The organism is Deltaproteobacteria bacterium (genome assembly GCA_016218975.1).
Lineage (GTDB): Bacteria > Desulfobacterota > Deferrimicrobia > Deferrimicrobiales > Deferrimicrobiaceae > JAENIX01.
Map to the genome: position 1 here is coordinate 1 of JACRCO010000050.1, position 3,239 is coordinate 3,239.

The window sequence follows — 3,239 nt, forward strand, 5'->3', positions numbered from 1 at the left end:
AAAGGTTGACGGAAATCGGCCACTGTGAGAAACAGTAATCCCCGGCGTCGCTGACGCTCCGTGGGTGGCCGGAATCCTCTCGGAACGATGGCCGACTTCGTCTCGGTTCAAGTGGCCGAAATCATCGGAATGCGCAGTCGAACATGCGACACCTGGGGCGGATCGGGATCTTCGTGCGGGCGATCCGGGCGTTTCTCATCAACCTCAAGCGCCATCACCGGGGTTTGTTCGAGTCGCTTGACGGGTCTTTCTCCGAACGGTATCTCACTCGCAAGGGACAGGGCGTCTTCTCGATGCCCAAGCCCTCCGAGTCGGAGAAGACCTTGGAAAAGGTTGCCTTCGACCTGTTCGATCTGGTCCGCCGATTCGCGGGGGACGAAAAAGTGGCGGCGATGAGCAGCTACCGGATTATGAGCCGGGTCCTCTCCGACCAGTGCACGGTGGAGTCGACGGAGAGCGGGGGAACGATGACCATCAAGCCGCCCGGCGAGGTTGCTTCCGACTCGCTCCAGAACCCGTCCGACCCGGATGCCGGCTACTGCGGGCACAAGGGGCAAGGGTATCAGGCGCAGGTGATGGAGACGTACATCCCCGCTGCCGGTGCAGACGGTGAGAAGGAACCGGGGCTTTCCCTGATCACGCACGTTTCCGTCGAACCGGCGCACGTAAGTGACGCCCACGCGCTGATCCCCGCAATTGAAGACGCCAAGGAACGCGGCCTTGGTCCGACGGAGGTTCTGGCGGACTCCCTCTACGGCAGCGAGAAGAACGTGACCGCGGCCGCTGCGATGGGAACGGAAGTTGTGGCCCCGGTGCCGGGCGGAGAGAAGAAGAGCAAGTCGGCGTATCTGTCGGAGTTCACGTTTACGGAAGAAGGCGGGATCGCTAACTGCACGATAGGACACGCCCCGATTGAAGACGTTGCCCGCGGGAATCATCGGGACGTGGTCTTCTCCGTTGAACATTGTCTGGGATGTCCGCGACGGAAAGAATGTCCGGTCAAGTCGGTGCGCAAGGGATACGGGTTCTCCTATGATCGGAAGCAGGTGAAGATGGCAAGGCGTCGCGCCCGGGAGAGGACATCCCAATTCCGGGATCGGTATCGTTTCCGTGCTGGCATAGAGGCGACCTTTTCTGCCCTGGATCGCCTGACCGGGGTCAAGCACCTTCGTGTTCGAGGCATGCCCGCCGTGCGGTTTGCCGTGGTGCTCAAGGTGCTGGGGCTCAACCTCCTGCGGGCGGCGGCTGTCCGGAGGCCGGGAAACGGGGGACGAACCGCTCCCAACGGGGGATTTTCCCGCGTTCTCGATGGAATCGTGTCTGTTCACGGTGAATTCATGCTCTGGGTTCGCTCAGTTATCAACTATCTTTCGTTTGGCCCGGTCCCCGCGCAGTTCCAGACGGCCAAGGCCGCGTGAGTTTTTGCGGGGCCATCAGGACATGAACATTTTCACCTCAACTGTACGGAATTGGAACTTGGACACGGGCGTGGACGAGGACCAGATCTACTTCTGGAATTTGAAAGGAGAAGCACAATGAGGAAATTCGCCCCGTTTCTCGTCTTCATCATCCTTTGGGGTTGTTCCTTCAGCAACGTATTCGCCAAGACGGAGGAAGATAAAATTAGGGAATACTCCGCCCTGGAAATCACCCTTTCGGATATGTCCAAGAAGATCATTGCCTATTACGGCAAGGATGGGAAAACCGTTCCTCCGGAGTTCGATGAAAAGGAGTTCTTCGCGGTCTTGGAAAAGGTGTACCCAGATAAAGGGAAAGTAGAAAACATCAAAGAGAACTACAAAACAAGGGCACATGCCATCGACGTTGATTATTCAGTTGTCCTCTGTGAACGCGAAACCGGCAACAAGCTAATGGAAGATTTTAGCTGCACGTTGAACAAGGTTGACATCCGATATTGGGATAAGACCATTTTTAATGCCTGCGAGTTCGAACAAGAGTGGAAGAGCTACTGTAAATAATTAAGCCGTCGCATATCGGTCACAGCAGTACCTCCGGCGAAAACCCCCGTCGCATCGTGTTTTCCGTGATGACTCGCGGTTCCATGAACTGGAGGAGGTAGCCTCCTCGATATTCCGGGCGCGGATGACGGCGAGCACCGCCCCGAAAATTTCCTCCCGCAGGATCTTCGAATCCGGGGGAAGGTCCGTGAGGATCGTCGGGGAGCGTCGCGGCGGAAAATCCCCAGGCCGTTATCGAGGCTCTGTGGAAGGTCGGCAAGCTGGTTCGAAATCCGGTCGGAATGGAGTCAGGAGAATCGTTGCTCAAAGATGCAGTTCAATCCCGGTGCGCTCGATTTCCCGGGCAAGCGGCTCCCCTTCACGGAAGTCTTTCGGACGGTAGACGACGGACTCCATCCGGATGTCGACGTCCTGGCAGATGAGGCCGATCTTTACCCTCTGCTTAAGATCGGTGGGACGGTAATCCGGCGATATGATCGCGACATCGATGTCGCTCCATTCGGTCATGCGGCCGCGGGCGAAGGACCCATACAAAATCGCTCGATCGACCCGGATGCCGCTCTTCCTGAGCCGTTCGACGGCCACTCGGATCAATCCGAGGACTTTCTCTTTTTCCCTATTTCCGCGGTCAGTCGCTTTCGCCATTTCATCACCGCGCCTCACGAGGCCATCTTAACCGGTCTATGCCTCTAAACCAAGCGTTTTCAAAGCGATATCATTATTTACCGCACCCGGTGGCGATCTCCCCTGCTGCTCGAGCCGGTAAGCTTCGCGGCAAGCTGTTATGGTGGGAGCGCAAGGAGCGTGGACCAGTTGAACGAGCTCATGAAAGCGCTGGAGCTCAAGCTGGACCCTTCGGATATCGAGCTGCTGAACCGGGCGAGCGGGTAAGGTCTTTAAGGTCGCAAATTGCGACCTCAAGTGTGCAGGTCGGCTCACACAGGAGAATCGTTGCTCAAAGAGGCAGTTCAATCCCGGTTCGCTCGATTTCCCGGTCAACCGCTTTCGACGACGCGGATCCTTCCCGCCACGTCGCGGAAGAACTCCCGGGACCAGAGGTTCAAGGCAGCCTGGTCCTTGACGAAAGGGGACACTTCCCGGCGCGCCTTTTCCACATCCAGTGCGTCGATGGCTTCGCCAAGCGCCGATTGGAACGCATCGGTCGAAAGGGGGGCATTTCCCTTCCAGTGCCCGCTCTGCCGCATGCGGATCTCGAGATGGGACAGGTTCAGCTCCGGGTGATTCGCGGCATACCACACC

The 3,239-nt window shown here is 57.8% G+C and carries 5 protein-coding genes; 2 read left to right on the forward strand and 3 right to left on the reverse strand.

Going from position 1 to position 3,239, the window contains the following annotated elements; translation table 11 throughout:
- Positions 1 to 143: 143 nt before the first annotated feature.
- Positions 144 to 1,418 carry a transposase gene (locus tag HY896_06395; GenBank protein MBI5575979.1) on the forward strand — a complete coding sequence of 425 codons (1,275 nt, stop codon included), beginning with the start codon at positions 144 to 146 and terminating at the stop codon, positions 1,416 to 1,418.
- 117 nt (positions 1,419 to 1,535) lie between these two features.
- On the forward strand, positions 1,536 to 1,979 hold the full coding sequence (locus tag HY896_06400) for a hypothetical protein (protein ID MBI5575980.1): 444 nt from the start codon (positions 1,536 to 1,538) through the stop codon (positions 1,977 to 1,979).
- On the opposite strand, the gene HY896_06405 is transcribed toward HY896_06400, so the two are convergent.
- The 3 genes from HY896_06405 to HY896_06415 all read right to left on the reverse strand — a co-directional run.
- On the reverse strand, positions 1,980 to 2,174 hold the full coding sequence (locus tag HY896_06405) for an aldehyde dehydrogenase family protein (GenBank protein ID MBI5575981.1): 195 nt from the start codon (positions 2,172 to 2,174) through the stop codon (positions 1,980 to 1,982).
- 108 nt (positions 2,175 to 2,282) lie between these two features.
- On the reverse strand, positions 2,283 to 2,624 hold the full coding sequence (locus tag HY896_06410; GenBank protein MBI5575982.1) for a nucleotidyltransferase domain-containing protein: 342 nt from the start codon (positions 2,622 to 2,624) through the stop codon (positions 2,283 to 2,285).
- 350 nt (positions 2,625 to 2,974) lie between these two features.
- On the reverse strand, positions 2,975 to 3,239 hold a 265-nt coding region (locus tag HY896_06415; protein ID MBI5575983.1), incomplete at its 5' end, for a nucleotidyl transferase AbiEii/AbiGii toxin family protein.